At 47.0% G+C, this 16,059-nt stretch carries 17 protein-coding genes and 1 other annotated feature; of the genes, 14 read left to right on the top strand and 3 right to left on the bottom strand.

Annotated features, from left to right (window positions below; genetic code table 11):
- The first annotated feature begins 5 nt into the window (after window positions 1-5).
- Window positions 6-1,028, top strand: coding sequence for a spore coat protein YsxE (gene ysxE, locus MHH76_RS14975; protein ID WP_026579132.1), 1,023 nt, complete (start codon window positions 6-8; stop codon window positions 1,026-1,028).
- 18 nt (window positions 1,029-1,046) lie between these two features.
- On the opposite strand, the gene MHH76_RS14970 is transcribed toward ysxE, so the two are convergent.
- Window positions 1,047-1,238, bottom strand: a complete 192-nt coding sequence (locus MHH76_RS14970) for a hypothetical protein (protein ID WP_020452457.1) — start codon at window positions 1,236-1,238, stop codon at window positions 1,047-1,049.
- Window positions 1,239-1,404: 166 nt separating this feature from the next.
- Window positions 1,405-1,637 (top strand) — a binding site (T-box leader).
- Between the two features lie 60 nt (window positions 1,638-1,697).
- Between MHH76_RS14970 and MHH76_RS14965 the strand changes: the two genes are divergently transcribed.
- From MHH76_RS14965 to minD, 11 genes are all read left to right on the top strand, one after another.
- Window positions 1,698-4,340 (top strand): valine--tRNA ligase, encoded by a 2,643-nt coding sequence (locus tag MHH76_RS14965; RefSeq protein WP_026579133.1) that lies wholly within the window; start codon window positions 1,698-1,700, stop codon window positions 4,338-4,340.
- Window positions 4,341-4,421: 81 nt separating this feature from the next.
- Window positions 4,422-5,720 (top strand): folylpolyglutamate synthase/dihydrofolate synthase family protein, encoded by a 1,299-nt coding sequence (locus tag MHH76_RS14960; RefSeq protein WP_043054423.1) that lies wholly within the window; start codon window positions 4,422-4,424, stop codon window positions 5,718-5,720.
- 152 nt (window positions 5,721-5,872) lie between these two features.
- Window positions 5,873-6,622, top strand: coding sequence for an A24 family peptidase (locus MHH76_RS14955; protein ID WP_043054422.1), 750 nt, complete (start codon window positions 5,873-5,875; stop codon window positions 6,620-6,622).
- Between the two features lie 205 nt (window positions 6,623-6,827).
- A complete protein-coding gene (locus tag MHH76_RS14950) occupies window positions 6,828-7,862 on the top strand; it encodes an SPOR domain-containing protein (protein ID WP_043054421.1) in 1,035 nt (344 codons plus the stop codon).
- Window positions 7,863-8,012: 150 nt separating this feature from the next.
- Entirely contained in the window at window positions 8,013-8,585 is a 573-nt protein-coding gene (locus tag MHH76_RS14945) for a Maf family protein (protein ID WP_020452452.1), read from the top strand.
- 54 nt (window positions 8,586-8,639) lie between these two features.
- On the top strand, window positions 8,640-9,314 hold the full coding sequence (gene radC, locus MHH76_RS14940; RefSeq protein ID WP_020452451.1) for a DNA repair protein RadC: 675 nt from the start codon (window positions 8,640-8,642) through the stop codon (window positions 9,312-9,314).
- A gap of 87 nt (window positions 9,315-9,401) precedes the next feature.
- Window positions 9,402-10,412 (top strand): rod shape-determining protein, encoded by a 1,011-nt coding sequence (locus MHH76_RS14935; protein WP_003184042.1) that lies wholly within the window; start codon window positions 9,402-9,404, stop codon window positions 10,410-10,412.
- Between the two features lie 30 nt (window positions 10,413-10,442).
- Window positions 10,443-11,351: a rod shape-determining protein MreC gene (gene mreC / locus MHH76_RS14930; RefSeq protein ID WP_020452450.1), complete on the top strand. Its 909-nt coding sequence runs from the start codon at window positions 10,443-10,445 to the stop codon at window positions 11,349-11,351.
- The gene (gene mreD, locus MHH76_RS14925; RefSeq protein ID WP_020452449.1) at window positions 11,348-11,866 is read left to right on the top strand and encodes a rod shape-determining protein MreD; all 519 of its coding nucleotides are present in this window, start codon (window positions 11,348-11,350) and stop codon (window positions 11,864-11,866) included. Before mreC ends, mreD begins: the two co-directional genes overlap by 4 nt.
- Window positions 11,867-11,919: 53 nt before the next feature.
- Window positions 11,920-12,600 carry a septum site-determining protein MinC gene (gene minC, locus MHH76_RS14920; protein WP_023855422.1) on the top strand — a complete coding sequence of 227 codons (681 nt, stop codon included), beginning with the start codon at window positions 11,920-11,922 and terminating at the stop codon, window positions 12,598-12,600.
- 2 nt (window positions 12,601-12,602) lie between these two features.
- Window positions 12,603-13,409 carry a septum site-determining protein MinD gene (gene minD / locus MHH76_RS14915; RefSeq protein ID WP_020452447.1) on the top strand — a complete coding sequence of 269 codons (807 nt, stop codon included), beginning with the start codon at window positions 12,603-12,605 and terminating at the stop codon, window positions 13,407-13,409.
- Window positions 13,410-13,455: 46 nt separating this feature from the next.
- Here the strand turns inward: minD and MHH76_RS14910 are convergent, their stop codons facing one another.
- Both MHH76_RS14910 and MHH76_RS14905 read right to left on the bottom strand, forming a co-directional pair.
- On the bottom strand, window positions 13,456-13,779 hold the full coding sequence (locus MHH76_RS14910; protein WP_023855421.1) for a metalloregulator ArsR/SmtB family transcription factor: 324 nt from the start codon (window positions 13,777-13,779) through the stop codon (window positions 13,456-13,458).
- Complete coding sequence (locus MHH76_RS14905; protein ID WP_025811043.1) at window positions 13,779-14,207, bottom strand: SRPBCC domain-containing protein; 429 nt, start codon at window positions 14,205-14,207, stop codon at window positions 13,779-13,781. The genes MHH76_RS14910 and MHH76_RS14905 overlap by 1 nt, the downstream gene beginning before the upstream one ends.
- 145 nt (window positions 14,208-14,352) lie before the next feature.
- Here MHH76_RS14905 and MHH76_RS14900 point away from each other — a divergent pair, with 145 nt between their 5' ends.
- Window positions 14,353-15,144 (top strand): peptidoglycan DD-metalloendopeptidase family protein, encoded by a 792-nt coding sequence (locus tag MHH76_RS14900; protein WP_025811044.1) that lies wholly within the window; start codon window positions 14,353-14,355, stop codon window positions 15,142-15,144.
- The gene (locus MHH76_RS14895) at window positions 15,137-16,003 is read left to right on the top strand and encodes a M50 family metallopeptidase (protein WP_035338329.1); all 867 of its coding nucleotides are present in this window, start codon (window positions 15,137-15,139) and stop codon (window positions 16,001-16,003) included. The genes MHH76_RS14900 and MHH76_RS14895 overlap by 8 nt, the downstream gene beginning before the upstream one ends.
- Window positions 16,004-16,059 lie beyond the last annotated feature (56 nt).

Below are 16,059 nucleotides of genomic sequence, written 5' to 3'. Positions count from 1 at the left end.
AGCCGATGGAAGGCATCCAGTCTGTTTTAAATGAGTACGGTCTTACGCCTGAATATATGGAATCGGTCAGTCCAAAGGTATGGAAAGTGTATACGGATCACGGTGTATTCGCCCTGAAAAAATTGGCGGCTTCAAGAAACGCCAGCTTCACAGAACAGATGATCATGCTGGAGGAAAAAGGCTACAGGCAGTTTGTCCCCGTCTATCGAAACCGCACGGGCGAATTTTTAACGCAAGACGGAGAAGATGTCTGTTATCTCATGCCTTGGCTTACCCTTGAAAGAGAGGAAGAGCTTGACCAAAAACACGAATATATGTTTAAAGAAATCGCTCTTCTTCACCAGCGAACGGAAAAAGAGCTCGGTGTGAGGCGGGAAGAAATACTCGGGCACTATGAACGGACAAAACGGAAATGGGAACAGCAAAAACAGAAATATGAAGAATTCATCTCAAGAGCGGAAAACGAATGGTATATGTCCCCGTTCCAGCTTCAGGCAGCCATGTATTTCAAAGAGACGATATCAGCTGCAGACTTTGCGCTTGCCCGCCTTGAAGAGTGGTATGAGACCATGAAAGACAAAGAGTCTTCCAGAATGGTTTTAAACCACGGGCAGCTGTCCGTCCGGCATTTTCTCTATAACGATACCGGAACGGGTTACTTTACGAACTTTGAGAAAGCGGGACACGGGCCCCCAGCGAACGATCTCATCGTATTTTTTACAAGAATGTTTAAGACGAATCCCGTGATGTGCACGGAATGTGTAAACTGGTTTTATACGTATCACAATGTCTATCCTTTGCGGGAGGAAGAAATCAGCTTATTCCTCAGCTATATGGCTTACCCCGGGCCTGTATACGGTGTGCTGAACCGCTACGACCTTGAGAAGGGGCCCGGAGAAAAAGAAGCCTGTACAACGCTTTTGAAGGCGTACTGGCAAATGAAAAACGCCGAACCGCTTGTGATGAGCATTCACGAGACGGAAGAAAACAGAAAACTGCAGGAAGAAACAGAGTCCCCATCATCATGATGCGGACTTTTTTCGTGCTTATATCCAGTCAAGGTGAAAGGCGCACGCAAGGAATATGAGAATGCCCAAAAGGAGGACATCAAATGTGGTCGGAAAGATGATCGTGCGTATGCCCTGGAAGATCGTGATCGGGAGGACGACTTGAACAGCAACAAGCCTGACTTGCTTCAGCCACGGCTGGAATGAATGTGTGTTGAATTTTTTTCGCATCTTATGCCTCCTCTCTTATCGTTACAGCATCATATGAGGAAAAGGAGCTTGTGTGCATGGCCCAGTATCGTATAAAACAAGAGAAAAACGGAAAAGATGATTGACGAAAATGAAAAAGATTTAGTAATATAAGAAAAAGAAAAAGTACGTGCTGAAAAGTCAATGATCACCCGCTTTGAATGGGAAGAGTACAAAAACAGACGCTTGCAGAGAGGGAAGCCGGTTCGCTGAAAGGCTCCCAGTCAGTCTTTTTTGGAAGGTCGCCCAGGAGCGCAATTTCTCGAACAAAAAGTAGAGAAATTCGGGAAAGTCCCGTTATCCCATTTAAGTGCGTGAATGCGTTTTTTTCGCATTCATGAAAAAAGGTGGTACCGCGAGAGAGTTCTCTTCGTCCTTTTAACAGGATCGAGAGGGCTCTTTTTTATTGTTCAGCCGTTTAATACTGTTGGAGGTTTGAAAATGGATAATCAAGAACTGACGATGCCGACAAAATACGATCCGTCTGCAGTTGAAAAAAACAGATACGACTATTGGGTGAACGGCAAATTTTTTGAAGCGAAAAACGACCCTGAAAAAGAACCGTACACCGTTGTCATTCCCCCGCCGAATGTGACGGGTAAGCTGCACTTGGGGCATGCTTGGGATTCCACCTTGCAGGATATCGTGACAAGAATGAAACGGATGCAGGGCTATGACGTGCTCTGGCTGCCGGGTATGGATCACGCCGGTATTGCAACTCAGGCAAAAGTAGAAGCGAAGCTTCGCGAAGAAGGAAAAACGCGCTATGATCTCGGCCGCGAAAAATTCCTTGAAGAAACATGGAAATGGAAAGAGGAATATGCCGATTTTATTCGCAGCCAATGGGCGAAAATCGGCCTTGGCCTTGACTATTCAAGGGAGCGTTTCACCCTTGATGAAGGGCTTTCTAAAGCGGTTCGCGAAGTATTTGTGAAGCTATATGAAAAAGGGCTGATTTACCGCGGAGAATATATCATTAACTGGGACCCGGCCACTAAAACGGCTCTGTCTGACATCGAAGTCATCTATAAAGACGTACAAGGCGCGTTCTATCATATGCGCTACCCGCTGAAAGACGGTTCAGGCTCGATTGAAATTGCGACAACCCGTCCGGAAACGATGCTCGGCGATACAGCGGTTGCGGTACATCCGGAAGACGAGCGGTACAAACATCTAATCGGAAAAACGGTTATTCTGCCGATCACAGGAAGAGAAATTCCGATTGTCGGAGACGACTACGTCGATATGGAATTCGGCTCAGGTGCCGTCAAAATTACACCTGCCCATGATCCGAACGACTTTGAAATCGGAAACCGCCACAACCTTGAACGCATTCTCGTTATGAATGAAGACGGCACAATGAATGACAAGGCGCTTCAATATAAAGGCATGGACCGTTTTGAATGCCGCAAGCAGATCGTGAAAGATCTACAGGAAGAGGGCGTGCTGTTCAAGATTGAGGAACATACGCATTCGGTCGGCCACAGCGAACGCAGCGGAGCAGTCGTTGAGCCGTATTTGTCAACGCAGTGGTTCGTGCAAATGCAGCCGCTTGCCGATGCCGCCATCGAATTGCAAAAAAGCGAAGGAAAAGTCAACTTCGTCCCTGACCGTTTTGAAAAAACATATCTGCACTGGATGGAAAATATCCGCGACTGGTGCATTTCCCGCCAGCTTTGGTGGGGCCACCGTATTCCTGCGTGGTACCATAAAGAAACGGGGGAAATCTATGTGGGCGCTGAAGCTCCTGAAGATGCCGAAAACTGGGAGCAGGACAAAGACGTTCTTGACACATGGTTCAGTTCCGCTCTTTGGCCGTTTTCAACGATGGGCTGGCCGGATATCGATGAGGAAGATTTCAAGCGTTACTATCCGACGAACGTCCTTGTCACAGGATACGATATCATTTTCTTCTGGGTATCCAGAATGATCTTCCAAGGTATCGAATTTACCAGAGAACGTCCGTTTAAAGATGTTTTGATCCACGGGCTTATCCGCGACGACCAGGGCCGCAAAATGAGCAAATCGCTCGGAAACGGCGTCGATCCGATGGATGTGATCGATAAGTACGGAGCGGATTCGCTGCGCTACTTCCTTGCGACGGGAAGCTCTCCGGGGCAGGATTTACGCTTCAGCTTTGAAAAAGTGGAGTCAACATGGAATTTTGCGAACAAGATTTGGAACGCATCAAGGTTCGCCCTGATGAACATGGACGGCATGACATACGAAGAGCTTGATCTGTCAGGAGAAAAATCAGTTGCCGATAAGTGGATTTTAACAAGGTTGAACGAAACGATTGAAACTGTGACACAGCTGGCTGACAAGTACGAATTCGGCGAGGTTGGCCGCCATCTCTACAATTTTATCTGGGATGATTTCTGCGACTGGTACATCGAAATGGCTAAACTTCCGCTTTACGGTGAAGATGAAGCGGCGAAAAAGACAACCCGCTCTATTTTAGCGTATGTGCTGGATCAAACGATGCGCCTGTTGCATCCGTTTATGCCTTTCCTGACGGAGGAGATCTGGCAGCATCTTCCTCACGAAGGGGAATCCATTACAGTCGCCAAGTGGCCTGAAGCTGTTAAAGAATATACGGACACCGAAGCAGCGGCGGATATGAAGCTTCTCGTTGAAGTCATCCGCGCTGTACGGAACATCCGCAGCGAAGTCAACACGCCGCTCAGCAAGCAGATTGAGCTTTATATTAAAACAAGCACGCCGGAAATCGCCGAACGACTTGAAGAAAACCGTTCGTACGTGGAACGCTTTACGAATCCGAGCCTTCTTCAAATCGGAACGGATATTCAAGCGGTCGATAAAGCGATGACCGCAGTCGTATCCGGCGCCGAGCTGATTTTGCCGCTCGAAGGTCTGATTAACATTGAGGAAGAAATCAGCCGCCTGCAAAAAGAACTCGATAAGCTGACGAAGGAAGTTGAACGGGTTCAAAAGAAATTAAGCAACGAAGGATTTATGAAAAAGGCGCCTGCACATGTCATTGAAGAAGAGCGGGCGAAAGAAGCCGATTATACGGCAAAACGTGAAGCTGTAGAAAAAAGGATTGCCGAATTGAAAAATTAATCAACGAAAAAAGGAGGTGTTTTCCAGGTCTTTCTAAAGATGCTGGAAAACACCTTCATCAATTGAAGGGAAGGAATTCGCTTGTTCAAAACGTTTGATGAAGCACTCAGCTGGATTAACGGAAGGCTTAAATTCGGCGTGAAGCCGGGTTTGGAACGAATGGAATGGCTGCTGAGAAAGCTCGGGCACCCCGAGAAAAAGCTTAATGCGATTCATGTCGCCGGAACAAACGGAAAAGGTTCAACGATCGCTTTTCTCCGTACGGTATTAAATGAAGCCGGTTATACAGCAGGCACCTTCACATCACCGTATATCATTACCTTTAACGAACGGATCAGCGTTGACGGCGCACCGATCTCGGACGACGAATGGACGGCGCTCTTTAATGAGGTCGGGCCTCTCGTCCTTGAGCTTGAAAAAACCGAATTCGGAGCAGCCACCGAATTTGAAATTATTACGGCATGCGCATTTTTATATTTTGCTAAATACCGGCGCACCGATTTTGTTATTTTTGAAACGGGATTAGGCGGCCGTTTGGATTCGACAAACGTCGTGAAGCCGATGTTAACGGTCATCACTTCGATCGGCCATGACCATATGGCAATATTAGGCGGCACGCTGAAAGAGATTGCCGCAGAAAAGGCGGGAATCATCAAACACGGCGTTCCTGTTATCACAGCCGTTCATCAGCGTGAAGCAGCTGAAGTGATAAAGCGAAAGGCGATGGAGACAGAATCTGCTTTTATATCCCTTCATGAGGATTGCGAGCTGTCCGGAGAGCGTTCACTGCCCGATGGAGAGCAGTTTTCACTGAAAACACCGTTACATCGTTATGAAAGAATTGAAACAAGCCTGATCGGCACCTATCAGCGGCAAAACGCGTCTTTGGCCATACTTGCGGCCGAATGGCTGACAGCCGAAAAGCATGCGGCCATCAGCGAAGAAGAGCTGAAACGCGGCATTCATAAGGCGGGATGGCCCGGCCGGTTTGAGAAGGTATTGAACAGGCCTCTCGTTTATATCGACGGCGCTCATAACAAAGAAGGGGTAGAGCGGCTGGCCGAGACGATCACGTCCCACTTCGACGGGCGGAATATTCACGTATGCTTCAGTGCTCTCAAAGATAAGCCGTACAGAGACATGATCCGCAAAATCGAGTCGTTTGCGTCATCGATTCACTTCACATCTTTTGATTTTCCGAGAGCGGAATCCGCTCAAAAGCTGTTTGAGCAAAGTACCGCTGTTCATAAAACATGTGATGAAGACATCGGCTCTGTTTTCCGCTATATCGAAGAACAAGCTGAAGATGAAAAAGCGGTGGTCATTGTTACCGGGTCGCTTTACTTTATTTCCGCTGTCAGGGCAGTTTTAACTGAATAAAAAACATAAAAATGCGCTTTTGGCCATCGGCTGACTGCGCATTTTTATGTTTTATGAAAAGCGGAGGCGCTTCATATTTGCTAAAATAACAGCCTCAGGAAGCCGTTTTTTCCCATGAAGCGGTTAAATTTGATTGTGCGAGGCTGATAGTGATGTTCATCTTTTACCTTTTTACGGCGGGGTTAGTGCTCGGTTCCTTTTTTAGTTCAGCCGGGCGACGCATCCCTGAAAAGATATCATTGATTGCTCCGCGTTCCCTCTGCCGGGCTTGCAAAAGAAAGCTGGGCCTCGCGGAGCTGATACCTGTTTTGTCCTATTTGATGCAGCGGGGGAGGTGCAAGGGGTGTCAAACCCCGATATCGATCGTGTATCCGGCAGTTGAGCTCTCCGCCGCCATCCTGTTTGCGTTTGCCGGTATGCAGGTTGGGCATCAGGGGGAGCTGGTGATTGTGCTTGCTCTTATTTCCCTGCTTTTGATCGTCTTTGTATCTGATGTGATACATATGGTCATTCCGGATGCTGTGCTTTGTTTTTTCCTGATTGTCTTTGCTGTCGGACGGTTTCTTGTTCCCCTCGAGCCGTGGCATTCCGGTTTAAGCGGTGCGTTTGCCGGCGGCATGCTTCCGCTCTTGACGCTGCTTTTGACGAAAGGAGGGATCGGCTGGGGGGACGTAAAGCTGTTTGCGGTGCTCGGCATGGCGCTCGGCAGCCGCCTCCTCATTCTCGCTTTTTTCCTTTCGGCAGCCGCAGGAACGGTGCTTGGTCTGATTGCATTGCTGGCAGGAAAGCTAAAGAAAAATGAACCTATGCCGTTTGCTCCCGCGATTCTGATCGGGACGCTGATAAGCTGTTTCTATGGCAATCCAATGATCGAGTGGTACCTTCAAATGGCACGGTGGTAAAAAATTTGACGAAACCTTTTTGGGCAAGACGACAAAAGTCTTGTTCTTTTTTTTTGAGGCTGTGTTAAAGTGTGGACAATAAGAGGGACAGCCTTTGGGAGAACTCCTCCTTCCTTCTGGCTTCCCTCTGCCGATCGTATAGAGAGCGGCCAATCTGCCGCCTAATCTCAATATAAAACAATAAACGGAAAGCGAGGGAAGCCACATGAAAAAACGGAAAAGCAAGAAAAACTCAGCTAAAAAAGCGCCCCAGGAAGACCCGCTTAAAGTGATGATCAATGGCAGAGAAGAGACCATCTACGGAAATGAAAAAGAGTTTTCCAACAGAAATGAAGAAAAGAAGTTCACCTTTTCAAACTGGGAAGAAAAGAGAAAGGCGGAACGGGAAATATCGGCTTCAAAAGAGGACGGCGCACCTGAAACAGATGAATTTACATGGACGCCTCCAGACGAAGAAGAAACCGTGTACAAAGACGATCCCAAAGTGGTGGCGCCTTATCAAAAGAAAAACGAGGCTAAAAACAACCGAAAAGCGAAAATGTCCCTTACGTTTCCTTTGAAGCGCTTTGCTGCAACCATTATCTTTGCTGTGTTGCTCGGCACGGGACTCGGGCTGTTCGCGCTGAATCTCGCAACCCATAAAGAAGGAGTGCCGGCATCCGGCAGCTTGGGTGCGGATGCGGAAAACGGACAGGCGGTAAAAGCCGGTGACTCAGGTGCCGAAGAGAAAAAGAGCGGACAAAAAAATAGCGGACAAGCGGGAGAATCTTTTCACAGCTTTGCCGTTCAGGCCGGCAAGTTTTCATCTAAAGAAGGAGCGGAGACGCTGGCCTCTCAAATCGCAGACAAGGGGTATGCCGCCGTTTCGATTGCCAAAGACGACGGATTTTATGTGATCGCCGGAATAACAGGGGAAAAACAGATGACATCTGAAATTGGCAAAATATTAATCGAAAACGATTTTGAAGCGTGGGGCGGAAAAGAGCTTCCGGTTGCACTCGAGCCCGGTTTGCTAGAGCCTTTTAAAGAAGCGGCCGAGCTGTCGGCAAAAGCGATTCTCGGCGCGGAGGTTACATCTCAAAACATAGCTGATGTCAAAGCTGAACTTGACGGCACCAAATCAAAAGGAGAATCTGAAGAGGTAAAGAAGAGCATACTGGAAGCCGTCAACCTGCTTGAGAAACCGACCGCAGCCAACGGCTGGAAAAGCCAGCAGCTATTGCTGAGCCAAATAAAATAAAAAAACCAGCAGAGGCGCTGGTTTTTTTATTTTCACGATTTTTGTCATTAAAAAGTTACTTTTCTGAAATTGTGGCGGCGGCGTTCTTTTGGTAGGATAAAACAGGTATCTTTTTTTCCTATGCAAAAACCTTTGAAAGGATGTCTTCTTATGACCCGACAGCTCATATTGGCTTCACAATCACCCCGCAGAAAGGAACTCCTCGATCTTCTTCAGATTCCATACAGCATCGTTACGAGCAACGCGGAAGAAAAATTAATTCGAAACTTTTCACCAGCAGAAAACGTCAAATGGTTGGCGGAACAAAAAGTGCGTGCAGTAGCCGAACAATATCCTGATGCCGTCGTGCTTGGCGCCGACACCATTGTTCTTTATGACGGGGCTTATTTGGGCAAGCCCAAAGATGCCGAAGATGCAAAAAGGATGCTGAGCATGCTTTCGGGACAGACCCATTCAGTGCTTACCGGCGTCTGCATTAAGGACGGCGAGAGATGCGAAACATTTTTTGAAGAAACCGAAGTCTTTTTTTGGCCTCTTGAAGAAAAGGAAATCAGCGCTTACATCGCTACAGGAGAGCCGTTTGATAAAGCCGGTTCATACGGAATACAAGGAAAAGGCGCGCTTTTTGTCAAACAGATAAAGGGAGACTATTATACAGTTGTGGGTCTTCCGATTTCCAAAACGATGAGAATGCTGAAAACGTTCGATCTTCACTCCTTTTGATAAACCGAACGAGAAGGGAATCAAAAGGGAGGGTTTATCATAAGCGATCTGCCGTTGAAATTAAAGGATTTTCCTGATGAAGAAAGGCCGCGGGAGCGCCTTCTCAACACAGGCGCCGAAAGTTTGTCAAACCATGAACTGCTCGCGATACTGCTCAGAACCGGGACGAAAAAAGAATCGGTTCTTCAGCTTTCAAGCCGGCTGCTTCAAACGTTTGACGGCCTCCGTTTGTTAAAAGAAGCATCCGCTGAGGAGCTTTCAAGCATTTCCGGGATCGGCCGCGCCAAAGCCGTGCAGATTTTGGCGGCGCTCGAACTTGGCCGGCGCATTCACAGCCTTGCCTGCAAAGACCGTTATGTGATCCGTTTTCCCGAAGATGCGGCCAATTTTTTAATGGGGGATATGCGCTTTCTGTCTCAGGAGCACTTCGTATGCCTGTATCTAAACACGAAAAACCAGGTGATCCACAAGCGAACAATTTTTATAGGAAGCTTGAACTCTTCAATCGTCCATCCGAGAGAAGTGTTTAAGGAAGCTTTAAAGCGCTCCGCAGCCTCATTCATCTGCGTCCACAATCATCCGTCCGGAGATCCGGCTCCAAGCCGCGAAGACATAGAAGTTACACAGCGCCTTCACGAGTCCGGACAGCTGCTTGGAATCGAATTGCTCGATCATATCATCATCGGTGATCAAAAATTTGTGAGCTTAAAAGAAAAAGGATATTTGTAACACTTTTTTTTTCATTAAATTAAGCTATAATAGAATTTATGGGTTTTTGCTTAGGAATATTGTTTTAAGAAAGGAAGATACATACAAATGTTTGGAATTGGTGCGAGAGACCTTGGAATAGATTTAGGAACGGCGAATACGCTTGTTTTTGTGAAAGGTAAAGGAATTGTCGTCAGGGAGCCTTCCGTCGTTGCGCTGCAAACAGATACAAAGCAGATCGTTGCAGTCGGAAACGATGCGAAAAACATGATCGGACGTACGCCCGGCAATGTCGTCGCCCTCCGCCCGATGAAAGATGGCGTAATCGCTGATTATGAAACAACAGCGACAATGATGAAACATTATATTAGCAAAGCTGTTAAAAACAAAGGCTTATTTGCGAGAAAGCCTTATGTCATGGTTTGTGTCCCGTCGGGAATTACGGCGGTTGAGCAGCGTGCGGTAATCGACGCTACGCGCCAGGCCGGGGCGAGAGATGCATATCCGATTGAAGAACCGTTTGCAGCGGCGATCGGAGCCAATCTTCCTGTTTGGGAACCGACTGGAAGCATGGTGGTCGACATCGGCGGCGGAACGACCGAAGTCGCGATTATTTCCCTCGGCGGCATCGTCACATCCCAGTCTATTCGCGTTGCCGGTGATGAAATGGATGAAGCAATCATTACTTATATTAGAAAAACATATAACTTGATGATCGGTGACCGTACTGCGGAAGCGATCAAACTTGAAATCGGTTCTGCCGAAGCTTCTGAAAACGGAGAAAGCATGGAAATCCGCGGCCGCGATCTTTTAACAGGTCTGCCGAAAACGATTGAAATCACTGAAAAAGAAATTACAGCGGCGCTTCGCGACACTGTGACTGCAATTGTCGATGCCGTAAAAAATACGCTTGAAAAAACTCCGCCTGAACTCGCGGCTGATATTATGGACCGCGGAATCGTCCTGACAGGAGGCGGTGCGCTGCTGCGCCACTTGGACAAAGTCATCAGCGAAGAAACGAAAATGCCGGTTTTAATTGCGGAAGACCCTCTTGACTGTGTAGCGATCGGAACAGGTAAAGCTCTCGAGCAAATTCATCTATTTAAAGGCAAAAATTAAGGACACAGGGAATAGAAGAGGTGTATAATCATGCCGCAGTTTTTTACGAATAAACGGTTGATGCTTTTACTCCTTTGTATCATCATTTTAGTGGCAATGATTGGATTTTCGTTAAAGAATGACCGGAATGCAACTTGGCCCGAAAAATTTATTGGCGATACAACTGGTGTATTCCAGACGATTTTTCATACGCCCGCTCAATTTTTTGCGGGCTTCTTTGAAAATATCGAAGACTTAAAAAATACGTACAGCGAAAATGAGCGCCTGCGGAAAAAGCTCGACGGCCAGACGCAATACGAGGCAAAGCTGCAAGAGCTTGAAAATGAAAATAAGTCTTTAAGAAAAGAGCTCGGCCATTTGAAATCAATTAAAGACTACACGCCGATTCTGGCGACTGTTATCGCCAGAAATCCCGATAAGTATGAGTGGTGGAACCTGATCACGATTAACAAAGGTTCTAAGCACGGCGTCGAAAAGGATATGGCGGTCACAGATGAAAACGGCAACTTGATCGGAAAAATCAAAAGCACTAAAGTGAACAATTTCACTTCCACCGTCCAGCTTTTAAGCGCAACAGACAGAAACAACAGAATTTCTACGGTTATCGCTGCAAATAAAGGCAAGAAAACGGTCAACGGAATCATCAACGGCTACGACTCCGAGAAAAAGGCGCTGTCAATGGAAATCATTGAGCCTGATGAAGACAGGGAAGTGAAAAAAGGAGACCTCGTCGAAACTTCCGGTGCGGGCGGCGTTTTTCCGAAAGGCCTGACAATCGGAAAAGTGACAGAGGTTGAACCCGATTCCTACGGCTTGACGAAAATCGCTTATGTAGAGCCGGCGGCCGATATGTATAACCTTGATAACGTGATCGTCGTCGACAGAACGCTTGATACGGTGGATGTCAACAAGATGGACGATGAGGAGGAAGGTTCGTGAAACGCTTCCTTCTTCCCGTCGTGATGATGTTTGTTTTAGTATCTGACAGCGTCTATGCGGATTTTGTCAACCTGCCTTTTGTGACGGAAGAACAGCAGCTCATCCCGCGTTTTCTGCTGCTTGTCTTAGTTTTTATGACGGCTTATGTCAATCAGCCTTTTGCCATTACATATGGATTTATTTTCGGACTGTTATATGATATTAATTACACCGACCTTTTAGGTGTATATATGTTCGGTTTTGCCGGTATTTGCTATTTATCGTCAAAAGCATTCAAAGTATTGCAGACAAACGCGCTGGTGGTCATTTTTATTTCGCTGCTCGCCGTCTGTGTTCTTGAATTTTACCAATATGGCGTGCAGATGCTGATACGTCCGGAAATCATGCCGTTCCATCAATTTGTGCTCGGCAGGCTCCTGCCTACGCTTGGGCTGAACGCCGTTGGCGGCCTTTTGCTCATTTACCCGTTCAAATGGTTTTTTACCAGTCTTAAGAAAGAGCTGAGGAATGAGTAAAAGAGGATTTTATGAGCCGATGTCGAAAAGAGTATGATGTTGAGGTGAACACCGTGAAGACCCAAAAGCAGCAATACGTAACAATTAAAGGAACGAAAAATGGATTGACGCTTCATCTTGATGACACATGCTCTTTTGAAGAATTATTGTACGGTCTTCAGGATATGCTGTCACTCGAACATTATATGGATGGAAAAGGCCAGAAAATCAGTGTGCTCGTTAAGCTCGGCCACCGTTATGTGACCGAGGAGCAAGAACAGATCTTGACCGATGTGATCACTGAGAAACAAAATCTGTTCATCCACTCCATTGAAAGTGAAGTCATGACCAAAGATGAAGCAAACCGTTTAAAAGCGGAAAGCGAAATTATTTCTGTCGCTAAAATTGTCCGTTCAGGGCAAGTCCTCGAAACGGAGGGTGATTTGCTTCTGATTGGGGATGTGAATCCGGGAGGAATGGTGAAGGCCGGAGGGAATATTTTCATCCTCGGCTCATTAAGAGGGATTGCCCACGCCGGTTTTAATGGAAATAAACGAGCTGTTATTGCGGCTTCGGATATGAGACCGACTCAATTGCGTATCAATCATGTGCTCAATCGCTCCCCAGACCACATCCAAGAAGGGAACGACATGGAATGTGCTTATTTAGATGAAAATGAGAATATGGTCATTGACCGCCTTCAGCAATTAGCTCATTTAAGACCTAGTTTAACAAGGCTTGAGGGAGGAATGTAAAATTGGGTGAAGCTATCGTAATAACCTCGGGGAAAGGCGGAGTAGGCAAAACGACGACATCCGCAAATCTTGGCACCGCCTTGGCCATTTTGGGAAAACGGGTATGTCTCGTTGACACGGATATCGGCCTGCGCAATCTTGATGTCGTCATGGGCCTTGAAAATAGAATCATATATGATTTGGTAGATGTCGTTGAGGAGCGATGCAAAATCCATCAGGCGCTTGTGAAAGATAAACGCTTCGATGATTTGCTTTATTTGCTCCCGGCCGCCCAGACAAGCGATAAGTCGGCTGTTCTTCCCGAGCAGATGGTCAAGCTTGTCCAGCAGCTCAAACAAGACTTCGACTACATTGTCATCGACTGCCCTGCAGGGATTGAGCAAGGTTATAAAAATGCGGTCTCGGGCGCTGACAAAGCGATTGTCGTGACGACACCGGAAATCTCCGCTGTTCGTGACGCCGACCGGATCATCGGCCTGCTTGAAAAAGAAGAAAATATTGAGCCGCCGAGACTTGTCGTCAACCGGATCCGCAACCACTTAATGAAAAACGGCGATACGCTGGATGTTGATGAAGTCATTCAGCACTTGTCGATCGAACTGATCGGTATTGTTGCGGATGATGACGAAGTGATTAAAGCTTCCAATAACGGGGAGCCTGTCGTCATGGATCCGAACAATAAAGCTTCAATCGCATACCGGAACATCGCCCGCCGCGTGCTGGGTGAATCTGTGCCTTTACAGTCGTTTGAAGAAGAAAATAAAGGCGTTTTCGCAAAGATTAAATCATTTTTCGGCGTACGCGCTTAACTTGCAAAAAAGCAATCTCCAAAACGAGATTGCTTTTTTTGCAGTTTCATTGATCGTTTTCGACTTTGTGCTTTAACAAGGAAAGCTTATTGTCCCAATACATGTCGAAGTAGGCGAGCCACTGCTGCAGCTCCGCGAGAGGTTCGGGATGAAGCCTGTACAGTTTTTCTCTGCCCGCTTTTCTTCCGCTGACAAGTCCGGCTTCTGACAAAATTCTCAGATGCTTTGAAACAGCCGTTCGGCTCATCGGGAAATGAGTGCTGATATCTGTTACAGGCAATTCCCTCCCGGCGAGGAGCTTCAGCATCTTTCGCCGTGAGGGATCGGAAACGGCTTGGAACACATCATGTTTTACGGCCGATGATGTCACTAGCCTTCAACTGCCTGACGCAGCTTTTGATTGACGATCGCTTCCCAGCCGCCATTCATCCGATTGCGGACATCCGCTTGTTTTTCTCCCGCTTTTGCAACCGTTTCTTCCGGCGCGCCCCATCCTGAATGAATCAGGGTAAATTCGGTTTTTTCTGCAGACAGCTCTTTCAATTCAAATGTGACGATCCATCCCGACGTATCCCAGCTGAAAGCGAGTCGATGTGGCGCTTCAAGCTCGATCACTTTGCAAGGGGAGGGTCCGAACGGAGACTGCAAGGTGAATTCACAGCCGATCTCCGGACGGAAATCATTTGGCATAAACCAGGCGGCGATGCCTTCACTGGTGGCGACGGCCTCCCACACTTTTTCTATCGATGCGTGAAAAACAGCCTGTTTATGTATATCAGGCACTTGTTGATTGCTCATAATAGACCTCCTAGAAAAAAGTGAAACCAAAAGGTTTCCTATCTATTATATGCAACCTTTTGGTTTTATGTCAATATACCGTCATAAACGCCTGGGACAAGACATATCATTGAACAAACGAACCTGAATGTAAAGGATGAGGGTTATGAGTCATAGAGCAGATGAGATTCGAAAAAGAATGGCCAGGAAAAGAAAGCGGAAAGCGCCGGATAAACAGCCCTTTTCGTCAGGCGGCAAAAAGCTGCCGGTCAAGCCGCCTGCATGGACAGCCTTTTCGGAAGATGAAAAGGCCGGAGACTTCCCTCCGCCTGAGGGAAGCTCCCTGCTGATAAATGGGAAGCACCCTCTTGTCAAAGCGGACGCGCTCATCGTGAAATGTCTTCTGTCGGCATGTCTTGTCCTTGTGTCCGCTATTGCCTACAAAGGCCAGTTTGAACCCGCAAACCAAATCAAACCGGTCATCAGCCAGGTGTTTACTGAAGAGTTCCAATTTGCGGCTCTCCAGAATTGGTATGAATCCAAGTTTGGCGATCCCCTCGCATTCTTTCAACCGAAAGGTGAAAAACCATCCGGTCAGGTCGAGGTGAATCAAGATCTCGCTGTTCCTGCCATGGGAAAGGTTCAGGAGAAATTCTCAGGCCAGGGCATTAAGGTAGAAACAGAAGACGAAACGATCCGCAGTATGAAGGAAGGCTATGTCATTGAAGTGGACAAAAATCCGGAAACGGGCCTGACGGTGGTTTTGCAGCATGCGGACAACAGCTATACCTACTACGGCCAGCTGAAAAAAGCGGATGTCGCTTTATACGATTTTATAGATAAAGGAACGAAGCTCGGAACGATTAAGCAGGATAAAAATCAAAAAGGCGTCTATTACTTTGCGATCAAACAAGGAGAGGAATTTGTTGATCCGATACAGGTGATCACATTTGAATAAATGGACGGAGCTCTTCACCAAGCTTCACATTCACCCGCTGCTGTGGCTTGTCATGGCGATCGGTATCATGACAGGACATATTAAAGCGCTGTTTTGTTTAATGATCGTTATTTTGATTCACGAGCTTGGCCACGCTGCTGCTGCCGTTTATTTTTCATGGAGAATTAAAGGCATTTTTCTGCTGCCTTTTGGAGGAACGCTTGAAGTCGATGAACATGGCAACAGACCGTTAAAGGAAGAGCTGGCCGTCATCGCCGCGGGACCTGTTCAGCATATTTGGCTTCAATTTGCTGCATGGCTTTTGGCGGTCAATTCGCTCGTCAGCCCTCATATATTTGAAATGTTTACCTTTTACAATCTGACCATCCTCTTGATTAATCTATTTCCGGTTTGGCCGCTTGACGGCGGGAAGCTGCTGTTTTTGCTGTTTTCAAAACACCTTCCGTATCAGAAAGCACAGCGGATGATGCTGGCTGTGTCGTGCTTTTGCTGTACTGTTTTAATCGCGGCGATTCTGTTGGTTTCCCCGTCACAGCTGAGCGCTTGGGTGCTCCTCGTATTTTTGGCTGCATCTCTTTACCAGGAATATCGCAATCGCCATTACGCCCATATCCGTTTTTTGCTTGAGCGCTATTACGGAAAGGAGAGGGAAGTGCGACGCCTCGCCCCGATCACGGTGTGCGCCGAACAGCGGATTTATGAGGTCATGCTTCTGTTTAAAAGAGGCTGCAAACACCCGATCATTATTGAGAAGGACGGACAAAAACTGAGCCAGCTTGATGAAAACGAAGTTCTCCACGCTTATTTTACAGACAAGCGCACGACTTCCTCAATGGAAGATCTGCTTTTGGTTTATTGACGATATCCATCTTCTAAAAGACATTGACACTCGAGCTCTTTTCTGGTATATTTTTT

This window comes from Bacillus sp. FSL L8-0193, assembly GCF_037976065.1.
Lineage (GTDB): Bacteria > Bacillota > Bacilli > Bacillales > Bacillaceae > Bacillus > Bacillus paralicheniformis.
This window is presented reverse-complemented; position numbering and strand designations above follow the sequence as displayed.

Excerpts from the sequence above, each read along its gene's own strand:
- MHH76_RS14955 (WP_043054422.1), top strand. The coding sequence starts at position 5,873 with ATGTTCATCTTTTACCTTTTTACGGCGGGGTTAGTGCTCGGTTCCTTT.
- MHH76_RS14965 (WP_026579133.1), top strand. The coding sequence starts at position 1,698 with ATGGATAATCAAGAACTGACGATGCCGACAAAATACGATCCGTCTGCA.
- MHH76_RS14950 (WP_043054421.1), top strand. The coding sequence starts at position 6,828 with ATGAAAAAACGGAAAAGCAAGAAAAACTCAGCTAAAAAAGCGCCCCAG.
- MHH76_RS14970 (WP_020452457.1), bottom strand. The coding sequence starts at position 1,238 with ATGCGAAAAAAATTCAACACACATTCATTCCAGCCGTGGCTGAAGCAA.
- MHH76_RS14900 (WP_025811044.1), top strand. The coding sequence starts at position 14,353 with ATGAGTCATAGAGCAGATGAGATTCGAAAAAGAATGGCCAGGAAAAGA.
- MHH76_RS14935 (WP_003184042.1), top strand. The coding sequence starts at position 9,402 with ATGTTTGGAATTGGTGCGAGAGACCTTGGAATAGATTTAGGAACGGCG.
- MHH76_RS14945 (WP_020452452.1), top strand. The coding sequence starts at position 8,013 with ATGACCCGACAGCTCATATTGGCTTCACAATCACCCCGCAGAAAGGAA.
- ysxE (WP_026579132.1), top strand. The coding sequence starts at position 6 with ATGGAAGGCATCCAGTCTGTTTTAAATGAGTACGGTCTTACGCCTGAA.
- mreC (WP_020452450.1), top strand. The coding sequence starts at position 10,443 with ATGCCGCAGTTTTTTACGAATAAACGGTTGATGCTTTTACTCCTTTGT.
- MHH76_RS14905 (WP_025811043.1), bottom strand. The coding sequence starts at position 14,207 with ATGAGCAATCAACAAGTGCCTGATATACATAAACAGGCTGTTTTTCAC.